Annotated in this window: 15 protein-coding genes and 1 pseudogene; 12 read left to right on the plus strand and 4 right to left on the minus strand. The window is 43.7% G+C overall.

Annotation, left to right across the window (positions count from 1 at the left end; translation table 11 throughout):
- Positions 1-54: 54 nt before the first annotated feature.
- Together trmD and rplS are read left to right on the plus strand one after the other, a co-directional pair.
- Positions 55-810 carry a tRNA (guanosine(37)-N1)-methyltransferase TrmD gene (gene trmD / locus NYR63_RS09820; protein WP_279457340.1) on the plus strand — a complete coding sequence of 252 codons (756 nt, stop codon included), beginning with the start codon at positions 55-57 and terminating at the stop codon, positions 808-810.
- A gap of 25 nt (positions 811-835) precedes the next feature.
- Positions 836-1,186, plus strand: coding sequence for a 50S ribosomal protein L19 (rplS, locus tag NYR63_RS09825; protein WP_005599346.1), 351 nt, complete (start codon positions 836-838; stop codon positions 1,184-1,186).
- Between the two features lie 177 nt (positions 1,187-1,363).
- On the opposite strand, the gene NYR63_RS09830 is transcribed toward rplS, so the two are convergent.
- Complete coding sequence (locus NYR63_RS09830) at positions 1,364-2,557, minus strand: cupin domain-containing protein (RefSeq protein WP_279457342.1); 1,194 nt, start codon at positions 2,555-2,557, stop codon at positions 1,364-1,366.
- A gap of 218 nt (positions 2,558-2,775) precedes the next feature.
- Here NYR63_RS09830 and NYR63_RS09835 point away from each other — a divergent pair, with 218 nt between their 5' ends.
- Genes NYR63_RS09835 through NYR63_RS09860 form a run of 6 tightly spaced genes read left to right on the plus strand, consistent with a single transcriptional unit; the run spans position 2,776 to position 8,171 of the window.
- Positions 2,776-3,891: an ABC transporter substrate-binding protein gene (locus NYR63_RS09835; RefSeq protein WP_279457343.1), complete on the plus strand. Its 1,116-nt coding sequence runs from the start codon at positions 2,776-2,778 to the stop codon at positions 3,889-3,891.
- Positions 3,892-3,893: 2 nt separating this feature from the next.
- Positions 3,894-4,931: a FecCD family ABC transporter permease gene (locus tag NYR63_RS09840; protein ID WP_279457344.1), complete on the plus strand. Its 1,038-nt coding sequence runs from the start codon at positions 3,894-3,896 to the stop codon at positions 4,929-4,931.
- Positions 4,932-4,946: 15 nt separating this feature from the next.
- Positions 4,947-5,714, plus strand: coding sequence for an ABC transporter ATP-binding protein (locus NYR63_RS09845; RefSeq protein WP_279457345.1), 768 nt, complete (start codon positions 4,947-4,949; stop codon positions 5,712-5,714).
- Positions 5,715-5,723: 9 nt separating this feature from the next.
- The gene (locus NYR63_RS09850) at positions 5,724-6,155 is read left to right on the plus strand and encodes a pseudoazurin (protein ID WP_279457346.1); all 432 of its coding nucleotides are present in this window, start codon (positions 5,724-5,726) and stop codon (positions 6,153-6,155) included.
- Between the two features lie 8 nt (positions 6,156-6,163).
- A complete protein-coding gene (locus tag NYR63_RS09855) occupies positions 6,164-7,270 on the plus strand; it encodes an ABC transporter substrate-binding protein (RefSeq protein WP_279457347.1) in 1,107 nt (368 codons plus the stop codon).
- Positions 7,271-7,325: 55 nt separating this feature from the next.
- Entirely contained in the window at positions 7,326-8,171 is an 846-nt protein-coding gene (locus tag NYR63_RS09860) for an ATP-grasp domain-containing protein (RefSeq protein WP_279457348.1), read from the plus strand.
- A gap of 48 nt (positions 8,172-8,219) precedes the next feature.
- Here the strand turns inward: NYR63_RS09860 and torD are convergent, their stop codons facing one another.
- From torD to NYR63_RS09875, 3 genes are read right to left on the minus strand one after another with little or no spacing between them, the layout of a single operon-like run.
- The gene (gene torD, locus NYR63_RS09865; RefSeq protein WP_279457349.1) at positions 8,220-8,816 is read right to left on the minus strand and encodes a molecular chaperone TorD; all 597 of its coding nucleotides are present in this window, start codon (positions 8,814-8,816) and stop codon (positions 8,220-8,222) included.
- On the minus strand, positions 8,816-11,299 hold the full coding sequence (torA, locus tag NYR63_RS09870; protein ID WP_279457350.1) for a trimethylamine-N-oxide reductase TorA: 2,484 nt from the start codon (positions 11,297-11,299) through the stop codon (positions 8,816-8,818). The genes torD and torA overlap by 1 nt, the downstream gene beginning before the upstream one ends.
- A 9-nt stretch (positions 11,300-11,308) precedes the next feature.
- Positions 11,309-11,929: a pentahemic C cytochrome gene (locus NYR63_RS09875; protein ID WP_279457351.1), complete on the minus strand. Its 621-nt coding sequence runs from the start codon at positions 11,927-11,929 to the stop codon at positions 11,309-11,311.
- A gap of 190 nt (positions 11,930-12,119) precedes the next feature.
- Here NYR63_RS09875 and glyQ point away from each other — a divergent pair, with 190 nt between their 5' ends.
- The 4 genes and pseudogenes from glyQ (at position 12,120) to glyS (ending at position 16,200) form a co-directional block, all read left to right on the plus strand.
- Positions 12,120-13,028: a glycine--tRNA ligase subunit alpha gene (gene glyQ, locus NYR63_RS09880; RefSeq protein ID WP_275218268.1), complete on the plus strand. Its 909-nt coding sequence runs from the start codon at positions 12,120-12,122 to the stop codon at positions 13,026-13,028.
- 59 nt (positions 13,029-13,087) lie between these two features.
- The gene (locus NYR63_RS09885) at positions 13,088-13,708 is read left to right on the plus strand and encodes a DUF1349 domain-containing protein (protein WP_279457352.1); all 621 of its coding nucleotides are present in this window, start codon (positions 13,088-13,090) and stop codon (positions 13,706-13,708) included.
- Between the two features lie 20 nt (positions 13,709-13,728).
- Positions 13,729-13,905: pseudogene (locus tag NYR63_RS09890) on the plus strand (endonuclease domain-containing protein); the annotation flags it as partial.
- Between the two features lie 225 nt (positions 13,906-14,130).
- Entirely contained in the window at positions 14,131-16,200 is a 2,070-nt protein-coding gene (glyS, locus tag NYR63_RS09895; RefSeq protein ID WP_279457353.1) for a glycine--tRNA ligase subunit beta, read from the plus strand.
- Positions 16,201-16,239 lie beyond the last annotated feature (39 nt).

Raw genomic sequence — 16,239 nt, forward strand, 5'->3', positions numbered from 1 at the left:
TCAGGTATGCGGTGCGCTTTGACTTTAAGTAGTAAGGACATTTGAGGATAAATTATGTGGATTGGTATCATTTCACTGTTCCCTGAAATGTTTAAAGCAATTACCGATTTTGGGGTGACAGGACGTGCGGTAAAACAAGATCTTCTGCAAATTCAATGTTGGAATCCTCGTGATTTCACGTTTGATAAACATAAAACGGTTGATGATCGCCCTTATGGCGGTGGGCCTGGAATGTTAATGATGGTGCAACCTTTGCGTGATGCGATTCATGCAGCGAAGCAAGCAGCAAGAGCAGAAGATGGTGTAGAGGCAAAAGTTATTTATCTCTCACCACAAGGGCGTAAGCTGGATCAACAAGGTGTGAAAACACTGGCTTCAAATCGGAAATTAATTTTAATTTGTGGACGATATGAAGGGGTTGATGAACGATTGATTCAAACCGAAGTTGATGAAGAATGGTCAATCGGTGATTATGTGCTTACAGGGGGCGAATTGCCTGCAATGACGTTAATTGACGCTGTTGCGAGATTTGTTCCCGGAGTGTTAGGCAAGCAGGCCTCTGCAGATGAAGATTCATTTGCGACAGGTTTATTGGATTGTCCGCATTACACTCGTCCGGAAATGTTAGACGGTATTCCTGTTCCCGAAGTGCTGATGTCGGGTCACCACGAAAATATTCGTAAATGGCGATTAGAACAATCGCTTGAACGTACGTGGTTAAGACGCCCTGAGCTATTGGATAGCCTAGCTCTGACTGACGAACAACGCGTGTTGTTGGCTAAAATTAAGAAACAACACAAAATCAGTTAATTCTAGGATTTAGAAGGTTTTTAAAATGAGTAACATCATCAAACAAATCGAACAAGAACAGTTAAAACAAAACGTACCTAGCTTCCGTCCGGGTGACACATTAGAAGTTAAGGTATGGGTAGTAGAAGGTAGTAAAAGACGTTTGCAAGCGTTCGAAGGCGTGGTTATTGCAATTCGTAACCGTGGCTTGCATTCTGCATTCACTCTACGTAAAGTATCAAACGGCGTAGGCGTTGAACGTGTATTCCAAACTCACTCACCTGTAGTGGACAGTATTTCTGTTAAACGTAAAGGTGCAGTACGTAAAGCTAAACTTTACTACTTACGTGAGCGTTCAGGTAAATCTGCACGTATCAAAGAGCGTCTTGGCGAATAATTCGCACGCGCTTAATGCGAAAGATAAAAGGCTTGGGGAAACCCAAGCCTTTTCTTTTATATTCTCGATGCCATAAGCAGTCACTTTTGGTTGATTTTTTGCAAAAATTTGTGGAAATCAGACCGCTTGTAAAAACAAAAGGCAGGAATATACCTGCCTTTATAAAATGAGGTTGAATTATTCCGCTTCTTCTAAAATAACCCAGCCGTTATCCAACCAATCACATAGGGTATCTAGTAATAACTCGAGTTCTTCCTGATCTTTCGCTTTAGAAGCCAGTTTGTTCCATGAAATTGCATCGCCGTTTGCGATACGGATTAACAGGTTTTGCTCCGCTTCGTTTAGCTCGTCAATCCACTCACCGTTTACATAGATACGTTGAGGATTTTCGGTGTAGAGCATTTTGACATTCGCATCTTGTTGAATCCAACCGCCTTCTTCTAAAATACCTTGTACTTCATCTGGATAGTATTCGTTATCCGTTTGTAGTAGATCGTAACGACGCGAACTTACCGCAGTAGCAACACTATGCGTAAAGATTTCATCAAATTGATCAGAGTTTTGTAATAAGTCGATTAATTGATGTTTTAGCACTTTTACCATTTTCGGATCAAGTAACGCATTCGGTTGTTCATGCGGTGCAAGACGGAACGGGATATTAAATTCCGAACCGGCAATCACTTCCGAATGGTGTTCTAAGGTTTTGCAGAAGTTTTCGAGGAGATCCGCCGCATTTGGATAACGTAAACCGAATGAGAAAGTCAGACCGTCCGTTTCCGATACGCCGTAGTGAGCCATACGCGAAGGCACATAAAGCACATCACCCGGATTCATCACTTCGTCTAACACCAATTCGCCCATATCGTCAAAAATACGGATCGGCTGATTCGGTTTAAATTCGGTGGAAGGATCACACCATTTGCCAAGCTGCCAGCGACGTTGTCCGTAACCTTGAACAAGGAATACATCGTATTCATCATAATGTTTACCGACGGTACCGCCTTGAGGCGAACAAGAAACCATAATGTCGTCACGTTGCCATTGCGGTAAGAAACTAAACGCTTGCCACAAGGCACCGAGCTCCGGCGACCATTGTTCTAAGTTTTGTACCATAACTGAGAATTGAGCCGGTAAGTCTTGTAAATCGCTTTCCGTAAACGGACTGGTTTTAACCGACCATTGCTCATTTTCACATTTGATTAAGCGAGCAGTGATTTCCTCTTCTAACGCTAACTCCATAATATCTTCCGGCTCGAATAATCCGACAATTTGCGGTAAGCCGTTACGGATTAACAGCGGTCGTTTTTGCCAATAATCACGCAAGAAAGTTTCCGGGCTAATATTTTCAGGTAAGCAGAATGGAATGTTCATAGATGCTCCTCATATCTTTTCTCTTTGATAAAAACTATTCTACCTGATAAATGTTTGGATTTCTTGCGTTATGTCGTTTTATTTAAGCATTAAATATGGATTTTTTTTGATAAAGTTCACAAAATTTGATAAAAAGCAACTAGTAATGATTTTCATTTGATTAAAATAAACTAAAATGAATAATAAATTGTACTTATGCTTATTTTGAAGGTGTATTTATGTTAAGAGCAGCAAAATTAACAGCGGTTGCATTTGCGACATTATTTGCATTATCCGGATTCGCTAATGCGAAGCCGACGGAAATTACCGATATACTTGAACGTAAAGTGACGGTTGAGTTGCCTGCTAAACGAGTGGTACTCGCATTTAACTATCAAGACTATATGGCAGTCGGTGGTGAAAAAGCATTAGATAATGTGGTGGGCTTTTCTAAAGCGGTTTGGTCTGATTGGGCACCGGCAAGTTGGGCGGAATTTAGTAAAGCAGTACCGAAATTAAATCAATTGGAAGATATTGGCGAAGTCGAGGTTGGGACTTTCTCAATCGAGAAAATTTTAGCGCTGAAACCGGACTTCGTGTTAATGGCGGATTGGCAATTTAAAGCGTTAGATTCGGATTTAGAACCGCTAGAAACAGCAGGCATTCCGGTTGTTGTAGTGGATTATTTAGCGCAAACGGTTGATAAACACGTGAAATCTACCGAGATTATCGGTCAATTAACCGGACAAGAAGCCAAAGCAAAACAGTTAAACGAAGAATACAAAGCAATTGTGAAAGAGATTCAAGATCGTGTTGCAAAGGCTAACTTACCGAAACCAAAAGTGTATGTTGAATTTGGAAATAAAGGGCCGGCAGAGCATAGTTTTACGTTCGGTAAAAGTATGTGGGGCGCAATGATTGATTTGGTCGGTGCGGAAAATATTGCTAAAAATGCGGTGGAATTTTATAGCCCGATTAACCCTGAATTAGTGGTAGCGGCTAAACCGGATGTGGTGATTATTTCCGGACGCGAAACCGAACTGAAGAAAAATCCGGAAGCAATGGTAGCGGGCTTTAATATTGATAAACAAGAAGCGCAAAAACGCTTAGCCGGCTTTGCGAAACGCCCGGGTTGGTCTGAATTACCGGCAATTAAAAATCATCGCTTATACGGTGTATATCATGCCAACTCTCGTACGCTTTCCGATAGTGCTTCAATTCAATTTGTGGCAAAAGCGGTTTATCCGGAACTCTTTAAAGATTTAGATCCGACTAAAACTTATCAAGAGTTTTACCGTAAAAACTTACCTCTCGTACCGCAAGGGACTTTCTACCTCTATCCAGAGAGTAAATAGTCATGGGTCATTTAACGATTGAAAAGATCGTTCAAAACCAACGCAAGCTGGAACGCAAGCGTTGGTTTATCGTTCTTATTTTCCTTGCGATTAGTTTAATCGGTTTGGTATTCGATATTGTCACCGGTCCTTCTATGTTACCGCTAGATGAAGTGGTCAAAGCGTTATTACGTTTTGAAGATGTGGAAACCACCACCAACGTTATCGTTTATGACTTACGTTTACCCATGGCATTAATGGCGTTGGTAGTCGGGGCGGCATTAGGTGTTGGCGGTGCGGAGATTCAAACCTTACTGAATAACCCGATGGCAAGCCCTTATACCTTAGGTTTAGCCGCAGCGGCAGGGTTAGGTGCTTCAACGGTGATTGCATTTGGCGGTTTTGGTTTGCCTTCGGCGTTTGCCGTGCCGTTAGGTGCTTTTGTGATGACGATGTTGGCATCCGGTATTTTGTTTGTGTTTGCCTCAATGCGTCGTTTTAGTTCGGCGATGTTGGTGTTAGTCGGTATTGCGTTATTGTTTTTATTCCAATCACTGCTATCGTTGATTCAATTTATTGCCGCACCGGAAATTTCGCAACAAATTCTGTTTTGGTTATTCGGCAGTTTAACCAAAGCGACCTGGGAAAATCTCTCGATTGCAACGGTAGTGATCATTGTGTGCGTTAGCTTACTTGCAAAAGATTTATGGAAATTGACCGCTTTGCGCTTAGGTGAAGCACGTGCGCTCAGTCTAGGGATCAACTTGCAACGCTTACGTTTAAAAACGTTAGTCTTAGTGGCGATTATGACTGCAACCGCGATTAGCTTTGTCGGCATTATCGGCTTTATCGGTTTGGTCGCACCGCACGTGGCGCGGATGTTATTGGGCGAAGACCAACGCTTTTTTCTGCCCGGTGCAATGTTAATCGGTGCGGCATTTTTATCGGTTGCTTCGGTATTATCAAAAGTGATTGTTCCCGGTGCATTGTTCCCAGTAGGTATCATTACTTCATTTGTCGGCGTACCTTTCTTCTTTTGGATTGTACTGACCAAGAAATAATAAGCGGTAGGATTTATGTTAAAACTTGCAGATGTTCATATTAAACGCGGTTCGCTAGTGATTGCCGATCAACTGGATTTGTCATTAGAAAAAGGGAAAGTTTATACGGTATTAGGACCGAACGGTGCGGGCAAATCCTCACTATTGAAAACGATTTTCGGTGAAATCGGTTGTAAAGGACAAATTCATTATGCGGATCAGGCACTGAATAAACAGGCGATTTCAGCATGGCGTAAACGTATCGGTTATATGCCGCAAGATACGCAAGTCGATGCATCGCTGACTGCTTTGGAAGTGATTTTGCTTGGTAGAATGGAAGCATTAAATATGCATGTCAGCGACGAATTATTAACCGAGGTCGCTACGATTATGCAGAAATTGGGTATTGCGCATTTGGCTCACCAAGACGTAATGCAGCTCAGTGGCGGACAGCGACAAATGGTGATGTTTGCCCAAGTATTATTACGTCAGCCGGAAATCTTATTATTAGACGAACCGGTTAGTGCGTTGGATATGCACCACCAAATCAATTTATTGGAACACGTTTGCCAATATACGCAACAAAATAATCTGATTACGATTATGGTGTTACACGATTTGAGTCTTGCCGCCCAGTTTTCCGATCAGGTCATTTTATTAGGAGACGGTAAATTACAAGCGTTTGGAGATGCGAAACAAGTGTTACAAGCGGATCTTATTCGCCAACTCTATAACGTTGAAATTGAAATTTTATATGATTGTACCGGACAGCCTGTGATTCGCCCGTTACGTCAGTTGCATTAGGAGCAGATTATGAAAAAAGTATTATTAGCGAGCTTGCTCGTTTTTTCCGGCAGTGTATTGGCTGCAGATCACGAAGTTAAAATGTTAGATAGCGGTAAAGACGGCGGTATGGTATTTGAACCGGGTTTTGTTAAGGCGGAAGTCGGTGATACGGTGACCTTTATTCCGACTCATAAAGGACACTGGGTACAAAGTCGAGCGATACCGGAAGGAGCGGAAAAATTCCTTTCAAAAGAGAATGAAAAATTTACTCTGGCCTTAACGCATGAAGGGGTTTATGTGTATGTTTGTCCTCCGCATCGTACGATGAATATGAGCGGTATTATTCAGGTAGGTAAACCGACTAATTTAGAAAATGCAACTAAAGAAATAGAGAAAATCGAAAAGCGTACCACAGAGAATAAAGGACGTTTGTTTGAATATCTCGATCAAGTGAAATAAGGATTACGATGAAAAAGCAGTATTTTAAACGGCTTATTGCCAGTACGTTATTGTTCGCCGGCATTTCAGCGCAAGCGGAAGTAAAAGTGTTACAAGACGTATTGGATCGTCAAGTGAAAGTTGATGTACCGGCGAAACGTGTGGTACTCGGTTTTTATTATCCGGACTATATTGCCGCAACCGGTTCGGAGAATTTTAAACATGTCGTCGGTATTTCACGTGAGTTTTGGGAAAAATTTAACCCCGGTAGCTGGGCATTGTTTAGTAAAGCGTTACCCAATTTAGCAGAAATGGCGGATATCGGTAACATCAATGCCGGTACCTTCTCGTTGGAAAAAACCTTAGCGTTAAAACCGGATGTATTGGTGTTAGCCGATTGGCAATATCAAACGATCGCCGCCGATATTCCTCGTATCGAGCAAGCCGGTATTCCGATTGTCGTGGTGGACTTCAATGCGCAAACCGTAGAGAAACACACGAAAAGTATCCAACTTTTCGGGCAACTAGCCGGTACGGAAACACGTGCAAATCAGATCGCAAGCGAATATGAACAAGGTATTAAAGAGATTCAAAAACGTGTAGCGGCAAGCGGTCAAAAACCACCGAAAATTTACGTTGAATTCGGTAACAAAGGTCCGGCGGAATATAGCTTCACTTTCGGTAAAAATATGTGGGGAGCGATTGCGAATACGGTTGGTGGCGACAATATTGCCGCACCGTTTATTGAAAACTGGGGGCCGATTAATCCGGAGCAATTCTTAGCGTCTAATCCAGAGGTGGTGATTATTTCCGGTACGGAAATGGGTACCGATAAAAATGCCGAAATTATGGCAATGGGGATTAATATCAGTGAAGCGGATGCACAAAAACGCCTTGCCGGTTTTACTCAGCGAGCCGGTTGGTCGAACGTACCAGCGGTGAAAAAAGGCAATGTGTACGGCATTTATCACACTGCGTCTCGTTCGATTACCGACTTAGCCAGTGCGCAATTTATGGCGAAAACGCTTTATCCTGAACGGTTTAAAGATATTGATCCGGAGAAAACCTATTTGGATTTCCACCGTCAATATCTGCCGGTTGTACCGCAAGGCACATTTTTTATTAAGTTAAAATAACCCGTCAATTTAGTGGCAAGCGGGCTTTGGCTCACTTGCCTTTTTTGAGCCTATTATGTCACATTCGATAGCCATTACTACCTGCCAAACTTACCCCAATCTTCCCGAGAATTTACAACCGCTGGTTCGCTTATTACAGGCTAACGGACTGCAAGTCAAAGTGGATTGCTGGCAAAATCAGCCGCAAGCTGATGTTATCTTACCGCTTTGTGCGTGGGACTACGCCCAACAGCCGAAACGCTTCCGCCAATGGCTGCAACAAGCGGTCGAATTCGGGCAAAAATTTGCAAATCCTGTTTGGTTAATGGATTGGAATATGCACAAAAGCTATTTACTGGATTTACAGCAAATGGGCGTAGATGTGATTCCAAGCCAACTATTATTGGCGGATCTCGCCCTAATTCAGACCGCTTGTCAGCCGTACCACCAAAACGGACAAGCTGTGGTGATCAAACCGGCGATCGGGCAGAGTGGTAATGCGGTCATCAAATGGCAAGCGGATCAAGCGATACCGGATTTTAGCCCCTATTTAGGACAACAAATCGTGTTACAACCCTATATTAAGGAAGTGGCGGAGAATGGCGAAACCAGTTTGATTTTCTTTGCCGGTGAATTTAGCCATGCGGTAAGACGCCAACCGCCCAAAGGCGAATGGCGGGCAAATTCAGCTTATGGCGTGGCAATTTTACCGACAGTTCCTCCACAAAATATTATTCGACAAGCACGAGATGTTTTGATGAAATTGCCTGAAATGCCAATCTATGCACGGGTGGACGGTACGATTATTGGTGATCGATTTTTGCTGAATGAATTGGAATTGATCGAACCGGCATTGTACCTGCATACGGATCCGCAAGCAGCGGCACGATTTGCACAAGTACTCATGCAAAAAATAACATAAATTTGACCGCTTAACGGATGCTAAATTAGCGCCCATTAAGCTTTATGGTTAAGCAATATCTTGTTGTAGAAAACCAAGCAACAAATTACTAATTATTTGATAAAACGCGGTACTACTGTGAATTTGGGCGGTTTTCTCCGTCCATTGCGGTAGCCAGCCGAGTAATTGCTGTCGGATAAATTGTTGCTGAACCTGAACCGGCTGTTCCGTTTCAATCAGTTTGATCAACACTTCTAAATAAATACAGAGATGATCGCTCGGTTCATTATGTAATCGATTGATTTTAAGCTGAAATTTCGTTAGCCATTGATCCATTACCGCAAGATTTTCGCTGAGTTCTCGTTCATCCAAATAGTAAGAGGTGTACGGCAGCGCACTTAATTTGCCCTCCAATAAAAAGCATTGCGCAAAATCCGCCGCCAGTTCTAAGTGAGGTGAATCGTAAGCGGTCAATTTTGCCAATTCATTTTGCAAGTCGGTAACTTGTGGTTGAAAACCAAGCTCGGCAAGAAATGCAAAAAATGAGGCAAATTGACCCGCTTGTAATGCGTGTAGCTGCGGTTCCGATAGCTCTTTGGCGAGTAACGAATGGAACCAGCGGTAACAGAATAGTCGTTCTTCCGAACTGAGTAATTGCGTTGCCATTAACGAGCTACCTCTGTCGGGCCGCTGAAACCGTTCGCTGCCGGTGTATCGCCTTGCCATTTTTCCACATTCACTAAACAGGTACTGACAGAAGTCGCTTGCGATAAACTTGAAGCACCAATATCGAGTGTTAGCGTATTCGGGCAGCCGTAAGTATCAATCGCTCCCACGCTTTCATCAAGCGGTGAGAACCACGCTCCTTCTTGTAAACGTACGACACCGCTTGGGAAGTTATCGGATAACACCGCACCCACTAACACTTGCCCACGTTCGTTATAGACACGTACTAAATCGCCGTCTTTAATGCCTAATTTTGCCGCATCTTGCGGATTCATATAAAACGGTTCTCGTCCTTGCACGCTGTAGGTTTCACGTAACGATTTGGCTTCACACAATTGTGAATGTAAGCGTTTATCCGGATGCACGGATTGTAGCCAGAACGGATATTTATCCGATTTCGGCCCACCGTGCGAACGTTCCGCTTTTTCAAACCACATCGGGTGGCCTTTACAGTCGGCATAGCCGAAACTCGCAATTTTACGGCTAAAGATTTCAATAAAGCCGGAAGGTGTGCCGAGTGCGTGTAATTCCGGATCTTCACGGAAATCGGCGTGACGTACCCAAGGTTTGCCTTCTGGGAACAGCACATAGCCTTTTTGCCAAAATTCAGCGAAAGGCGGCATCGCAAATTTGCCACGGTTTGCATTGCGACAATCTTTGTATAGACGTTCTAACCACGCCATTTCGTCCATACCTCGGCAATATTCTTTTTCTTTGCCGAAGCGACGACATAAGTCTTTGAAAATTTCAAAATCAGGGCGAGATTCATATAACGGCTCAATCAATTTTTGCATCGCCAAAACGCCTCGGTTGCTGTAAGAACCGTAGGCATCAATATCGTTACGTTCAAACGGCGTACAAGCCGGTAAAACAATATCGGAGAAACGACAAGTTGCCGTCCAGCTATAGTTAATCGATACCACGGTTTCCAATTTTTGGAAGGCGCGTTTCATCTTATTCAAATCGGATTGGCGGCTCCATTGGTTACAACCGGAGAAAATCGCCATTTTATACGGCGCATAGGTAATTTTTCTGCCGTTGTAATCAATGGTTTCGCCTGAGTGAAGTAAAGAATCGGTAGTACGAGCGACTGGAATCACCTCACTATAGCCTTGGTAATCTTTATTGGTATATTTAGCGACTTGATCCTTATCCAGAGTAGATGGGAATGCCCCCGGCATTGCCGCCCCGGAACTGGATACGCCGATAGAACTGTAATGGTGTGCATAACTGATACCACCGCCGGCAAGCCCGATTTGTCCGAGCATCGCGGCTAAAACCGCACCCATCCAGTAAGGCTGTTCACCGTGTTGTTGGCGTTGAATCGCCCAACCGAAAATCAGTTGGGTACGTTTGCCGGCTAACATACGGGCAAATTTGCGGATTTCTTCCGCTTCAATGCCGCAAATCGGTGCCGCCCATTCGGCGGTTTTCTCAATTTTGTCTTCGGTTTCGCCAAGTAAGTAAGGCACAAATTGCTCAAAACCGAGCGTGTACATATCAATAAACGCTTTATCGTATAAATTCTCACGATATAAGGTGTGAGCAATCGCCAACATAAACGGCACGTCCGCTTGCGGATTGATATAAAGCTGTTTACAACCAAGGAAGTTTTGCGTTTTGCTTTTCACCGGATCAATGCTAATCACATTGATTTTTTGTTCCGCCACTTTCTGTTTAAGCTGTTCTAAGTAGCCGTAAGATTCGTGCGTTTCGCAGTTCCAGCCGACTTGTAAGTTTTTGACCGGATCGCTTGCCCAGAAAATTAAGTTCTCGGTTTCTTTAAGGATGACTTCCCATGATGTCCCTTGTGAATACACTTCGGTTGAACCTAACACATAAGGCAAAATGGTTTGCCCTGCACCGGTGGAGTAATCGCCTACGGTACCGACGCTCGAGCCGTGCATCGCAATCGCACGGATCATATGGTTACCGCAGCTATGGAATTGACCGGAAGAACGCCAGCCGACATTGGCGGTATGTAATGCCCAAGGGCCGTAATTTTGCTGAATACGCTCAAGTTCTTCATAGAACAGGTCAAGCGCTTCGTCCCAACTGACACGTACAAAACGGTTATCGCCACGTTGTGTTCTGTTGCTGTTGTGACGGTTTTTGAGCCAATCCAAGCGCACCATTGGATAACGAATACGTGCTTCACCGTACACCAAGTCTTTGATGCCGTTGATCATTTCGGTCGGGTGTTTATCCAGTTCGAACGGCTTAATTTCGGCAATGCGACCGTTTTCAATTTTTGCTCGTACCGCACCCCATTGCGCACCGGTAATTTTCCAACCGTTTTCGACCGCTTGTGAAGCTTCGGCATTTGCTCTTGGCACAAGGAAATTCGGCATTGCCATAGAAGTCGCCATCAGCGACATATTTTTTAAGAATTGACGGCGTGAAGTTGAAAGTGATGATGACATACAAACTCCTTATTTAGCGGCTTTCGGTTGGCTGTCTGAGGCATGCATTTGCAAATAGCGTAGCACTTGTTTACGGGTCGGCTCGTCCATGTCGGTAAAGCCGACCATACCGTTAAATACGGCAACCCATTCATTCGCATCGTGCATTTTGGTATCACGTTGTTTGTGGCAGACGCTACATTCGGTCTTAAAGGTTTGTTCCGCATTCGCCCAAAAATCTGTCAGACTATTGGTGAATTTAGAATTTTTTACCCACGCTTGTAATTTGACTTTCTGCCATACTAAACCGGTAAGCGGATCTTCTTTCTTCTCAAGCACTTCAAACGTCGGGTTATTTTGCATAAAACTTTTATCCATTACCGCATCGGTAATTTGTTTCGCAAATTGGTTGTACCAAATACGCCCCACTCCTTTGTTTTTACGCCACATTTCCAATTCGATTTGTGAAGCGTCTTGTTTGGATTGCAATAGTTTAATCGGCACACCGGCTTCAAGCTGTCCAATGGATTGCTTGAGTGATTCGTCAGCGAAAAGGGCTAATTCGGAGGGCGTGTAAGCGGTTGAATTTTGGGCGAAACTTACAGAACAAAATGTCAGCAAACTTACGCCAAGCAGCCAAACAGATTTCATAAAAACCTCGGAGAATAATGTTTAATTATTAGACTAGTTTAGCAAATATAACGTTAAAGCTATATTGATATAAGTCATAAAATAATAACTATTCTTATTAAGAAAGAAATTTGCAAAAAATTTCCAAAATCCAACCGCTTACAGGCTATAATAACTAGTATTTTTGAACGAATTTTTTAGGAATCGCAAAATGACAACAAAATTTAATGTAAAAACATTCCAAGGTATGATTTTAGCCCTACAAGATTACTGGGCAAACGTAGGTTGCACCATTGTTCAACCGTTTGATATGGAAGTGGGTGCAGGTACTTCTCACCCAATGACCGCACTTCGTGCCTTAGGCCCTGAGCCAATGGCGTTCGCTTACGTTCAACCTTCACGCCGCCCGACTGACGGTCGTTACGGCGAAAACCCGAACCGTTTACAACACTACTACCAATTCCAAGTGGTAATCAAACCGTCTCCGGATAACATTCAAGAACTCTATTTAGGCTCACTCAAAATGTTAGGTTTCGACCCGACTCAACACGATATTCGTTTCGTGGAAGATAACTGGGAAAACCCAACTTTAGGTGCGTGGGGCTTAGGCTGGGAAGTGTGGTTAAACGGTATGGAAGTGACCCAATTTACTTACTTCCAACAAGTGGGCGGTTTAGAGTGTAAGCCAGTAACGGGTGAAGTGACCTACGGTTTAGAGCGCTTGGCGATGTATATTCAAGGCGTGGACAGCGTGTACGATCTCGTATGGTCAGACGGTCCGCTCGGTAAAACCACTTACGGCGACGTGTTCCACCAAAATGAAGTAGAGCAATCTACCTACAACTTTGAATACGCAGACGTGGATTTCTTATTCAAAGCGTTTGAACAATACGAAAAAGAAGCGACCGAATTATTGGCACTCGAAAAACCGTTACCATTACCGGCTTACGAACGTATTTTAAAAGCAGCACACAGCTTCAATATGCTAGACGCTCGCAAAGCGATTTCGGTAACTGAACGCCAACGCTACATCTTACGCATTCGCACCTTAACTAAAGGTGTAGCAGAAGCTTATTATGCAAGCCGTGAGGTACTTGGTTTCCCGGGTTGTAAAAAATAATGTAGGGTGCGTTGCTAACGCATCATAACAAGCGGTGAAATTTCTCGGAGATTTTGCAAATGAGCCGGAAAATGCAGTTTGAGATCAGCCAATTTAAGTGGTGGAATAAGCCGAAATCTTATTTCATAACTGAAGAAAAAATCGAAATCACCACCGAACCGCACACCGATTTGTGGCAGAAAACTTATTATCATTTCAAAAATAATAATGCCCCAATGTTACAAATTGATACGGAAGATCAGTACTTTTCTTTTGTGGTAAAAACGGATTTTTCGGGTAGCCAACACCGCTTTGACCAATGCGGTGTGGTGATGTATCTCGATAGCGAAAACTGGCTCAAAGCCTCGGTGGAATATGAAAATGGCGATTTTCAGCATTTAGGTTCGGTGGTAACCAATCAAGGTTATTCCGATTGGGCAACCACAGAAATTCCCGCAAGTGTAAAAACAATGTGGTATCGTTTGAGCCGTAGGGAGCAAGATTTCCGTATTGAATGTTCGCCAGACGGCGTGAATTTCAGCCAAATGCGAATTTGCCATATGGCAAACGCCACAGGAAAAATCCACTTCGGTGTTTATGCCTGCAGCCCTGAAGATTCCTCATTTAAAGCGGTATTTACCGATTTAAGAATAACCGCTTGTGAGTGGCAAGCCCACGAGGGGCAACCTCCTGATGATTAAATTATGCGAGAAAGGGCTAAATGCAACCCTACTCAAAGTCACTAAAACCACTTTCGCAAAAATTGCGTTCTGATCAAACGGACGCAGAGCGGAAATTGTGGCAACGGATAAACCGAGATCAGCTTTTGGGTTTTCGGTTTAATCGACAAAAGCCATTGCTAAATTACATTGTGGATTTTTACTGCCCGAAAGCGAAGAATGCAAGTGGGAAGATTTGGCAAAAGTGAAAACGAAGTTGAGAGTGCGAGAGAACGATTAACTTTTGCACTCTAGCACTTACGTACTAGGTTAAGCATAATGTTGTCGCTCTGCGACAAATTAGGTTGCTGTGCAACCATGCAATGCCTAACCTTACATGTTAGTGTGAGGAATTTGACAGAATTCAAAAAAACGAACTTATATAAAATTTTAAGAGATAAACAATGACAACACAAAACTTCCTCGCCGAGATCGGCACTGAAGAGTTGCCACCGAAGGCACTCAAAAAATTAGCGACCGCATTTGCGGAGAATGTAGAAAACGAATTAAACCAAGCGGGTTTATCATTCGAGAAAGTGGAATGGTTTGCTGCACCACGCCGTTTGGCGGTGAAGGTGTTAGGTTTGGCGACAGCTCAACCAAGCAAAGAAATTGAGAAACGTGGTCCTGCTGTGTCGGCGGCGTTTGATGTAGACGGCAAGCCGACCAAAGCAGCGGAAGGCTGGGCGAGAGGCTGTGGCATTACCGTTGAGCAGGCGGATCGTATTGCAACCGATAAAGGCGAATGGTTAGTTCACCGTGCGGTGATTGAAGGTCAGCCGACTAAAAATTTATTGGTGGACATTATTTCTCGTTCTTTAGCGAATTTACCGATTCCAAAAATGATGCGTTGGGGCAATAAAACCGAGCAATTCGTGCGCCCTGTGCATACGGTTACTTTATTCTTTGGTGGTGAGCTAATCGAAGGTGAAATTTTAGGTGTGAAAATCGCCAACGTAGTGCGTGGACACCGTTTCTTAGGCGAGCGTGAATTTACCATTTCACACGCAGATGAATACCTTACAGCATTACGTGAAAAAGGTTCGGTTATTGCAGACTTCAACGAGCGTAAAGCGTTGATTCTTGCAAAATCGCAAGAAAAAGCGACCGCTTTAGGTGGTGTGGCAGACATCGAAGAAGACTTATTAGATGAAGTGACTTCATTAGTAGAATTCCCGAACGTATTAACCGCAAAATTTGAAGAGCGTTTCCTTGCCGTGCCTGCGGAAGCCTTGGTTTATACAATGAAAGGCGACCAAAAATACTTCCCGATCTATGATAAAGATGGCAAATTATTACCGCACTTTATCTTTGTGTCGAACATCAACCCGGAAGATCCAACAGCAATCATCGAAGGTAATGAAAAAGTGGTTCGTCCACGTTTAACCGATGCGGAATTCTTCTTCAAAACCGACTTAAAACAACGTTTGGAAGACCGTTTACCACGCCTTGAAACCGTGTTGTTCCAACAACAATTAGGTACGTTACGTGATAAAACCGCTCGTATCGAAGCGTTAGCGGGCGAAATCGCTGTGCAAATCGGTGCGGACAAAGCGAAAGCGGAACGTGCGGGCTTACTTTCTAAATGCGACTTGATGACCAATATGGTGTTTGAGTTTACCGATACACAAGGCGTGATGGGTATGCACTACGCTCGCCACGACGGCGAAGATGAAGAAGTGGCAGTAGCGTTGAACGAGCAGTATATGCCACGTTTCGCAGGCGATGAATTGCCGAAATCATTAGTCGCTTGTTCAGTAGCATTAGCGGATAAATTCGACACGCTCACGGGGATTTTCGGTATCGGTCAAGCACCAAAAGGCAGCGCCGACCCATTCGCACTACGTCGTGCGGCATTAGGTTCGCTCCGTATTATCGTGGAGAAAAATTTACCGCTTGATTTAGAAGATTTGGTGCGTAAATCAGCGGCATTGTTTGGCGATAAATTAACAAACGCAAATGTAGTTGAAGATGTAGTGGACTTTATGCTTGGTCGTTTCCGTGCGTGGTATCAAGACGAAGGTATTGCGGTGGACGTTATCCAGGCGGTATTAGCTCGCCGTCCAACTCGTCCAGCGGACTTTGACGCTCGTGTACGTGCGGTGTCGCATTTCCGTACTTTAGATTCAGCAGAAGCATTAGCAGCGGCGAATAAACGCGTAAGCAATATTTTAGCGAAAGTGGAAGGTGAAATTTCAACCGAAATCGACCGTTCACTATTAGTTGAAGCGGAAGAAAAAGCGCTTGCAGAACAAGTAATTAGCTTACAAACGGAATTAGCTCCGGCATTTGCAAACGGAGAATATCAAACCGCACTTGATCGCTTAGCGAGTTTACGTGAAACGGTGGATAACTTCTTTGAAAAAGTGATGGTAAACGCAGAAGATGCAAATCTTCGCCGTAACCGTCAGGCAATTCTAAATAATTTACGTAACTTGTTTTTGCAAGTAGCGGATATTTCCGTTTTACAATAATTAAAATCTCCCCCAATCCCCCTCTTTACTAAAGAGGGG

Source organism: Actinobacillus genomosp. 1 (assembly GCF_029774175.1).
Classification (GTDB): Bacteria; Pseudomonadota; Gammaproteobacteria; order Enterobacterales; family Pasteurellaceae; genus Actinobacillus.

Excerpts from the sequence above, each read along its gene's own strand:
- NYR63_RS09885 (WP_279457352.1), top strand. The coding sequence starts at position 13,088 with ATGAGCCGGAAAATGCAGTTTGAGATCAGCCAATTTAAGTGGTGGAAT.
- NYR63_RS09860 (WP_279457348.1), top strand. The coding sequence starts at position 7,326 with ATGTCACATTCGATAGCCATTACTACCTGCCAAACTTACCCCAATCTT.
- torA (WP_279457350.1), bottom strand. The coding sequence starts at position 11,299 with ATGTCATCATCACTTTCAACTTCACGCCGTCAATTCTTAAAAAATATG.
- NYR63_RS09830 (WP_279457342.1), bottom strand. The coding sequence starts at position 2,557 with ATGAACATTCCATTCTGCTTACCTGAAAATATTAGCCCGGAAACTTTC.
- NYR63_RS09835 (WP_279457343.1), top strand. The coding sequence starts at position 2,776 with ATGTTAAGAGCAGCAAAATTAACAGCGGTTGCATTTGCGACATTATTT.
- rplS (WP_005599346.1), top strand. The coding sequence starts at position 836 with ATGAGTAACATCATCAAACAAATCGAACAAGAACAGTTAAAACAAAAC.
- NYR63_RS09855 (WP_279457347.1), top strand. The coding sequence starts at position 6,164 with ATGAAAAAGCAGTATTTTAAACGGCTTATTGCCAGTACGTTATTGTTC.
- glyQ (WP_275218268.1), top strand. The coding sequence starts at position 12,120 with ATGACAACAAAATTTAATGTAAAAACATTCCAAGGTATGATTTTAGCC.
- glyS (WP_279457353.1), top strand. The coding sequence starts at position 14,131 with ATGACAACACAAAACTTCCTCGCCGAGATCGGCACTGAAGAGTTGCCA.
- NYR63_RS09840 (WP_279457344.1), top strand. The coding sequence starts at position 3,894 with ATGGGTCATTTAACGATTGAAAAGATCGTTCAAAACCAACGCAAGCTG.
- NYR63_RS09850 (WP_279457346.1), top strand. The coding sequence starts at position 5,724 with ATGAAAAAAGTATTATTAGCGAGCTTGCTCGTTTTTTCCGGCAGTGTA.
- NYR63_RS09875 (WP_279457351.1), bottom strand. The coding sequence starts at position 11,929 with ATGAAATCTGTTTGGCTGCTTGGCGTAAGTTTGCTGACATTTTGTTCT.
- trmD (WP_279457340.1), top strand. The coding sequence starts at position 55 with ATGTGGATTGGTATCATTTCACTGTTCCCTGAAATGTTTAAAGCAATT.
- torD (WP_279457349.1), bottom strand. The coding sequence starts at position 8,816 with ATGGCAACGCAATTACTCAGTTCGGAAGAACGACTATTCTGTTACCGC.
- NYR63_RS09845 (WP_279457345.1), top strand. The coding sequence starts at position 4,947 with ATGTTAAAACTTGCAGATGTTCATATTAAACGCGGTTCGCTAGTGATT.